The following is a 567-nucleotide window of genomic DNA, read 5'->3' on the forward strand; positions in this document are numbered from 1 at the left end:
CATCGCAACAGTTTCGTTTGGAGTGAAATACGAGCGATACGCCTCCGCGATATAGCCCTTGTAGCCCGGCGAGGTGCGCATCGCAAAATCGTCTAACCGCCAATATTCAATCAGCCGGTAGATATTTTCCATTTCGGCAACGAACCGCCTTTTAGTTTGATACCGCTCAGACGATGTGAGCGGGTTATCTGCCATGAAATAGCGGTTGAGATAATCATCGTTCACCAGCATCACCAACTTGGAAGTCAGCCACTTAGGAGTATAAACAAACGACAAAGTCTCATGAATTGCCAACCCCACCGTAGCATCAATATTGCTCAAATCGGCAGAAATAATGATTTTGTCAATGCTCGACTTCTCATCCCCCACCTTAAACTCCACCGAAATATCGCGCCCCGAAACAATTTTGACAAAATTAGCCACCGCATTCTGCAATTTAAGCAAATCAAACAAGTTGTTCAAATCCGGCTCGCGGTTGACTAACCAATAATCAGAGTATTTATAGTGTTCCATCTGTTATTTGCTGACGGTGATTGTATTTTCTTTTAGATTAATACAGAGTACAGT

1 protein-coding gene is annotated in these 567 nt (G+C 43.6%); it reads right to left on the bottom strand.

Translation table 11 applies throughout. The features are described 5' to 3' along the window. The coding region (locus tag ASC50_RS03425; RefSeq protein WP_158648362.1) for a hypothetical protein at window positions 1–513 on the bottom strand (513 nt) is incomplete at its 3' end. Window positions 514–567 lie beyond the last annotated feature (54 nt).

This window comes from Candidatus Symbiothrix dinenymphae (assembly GCF_001431085.1).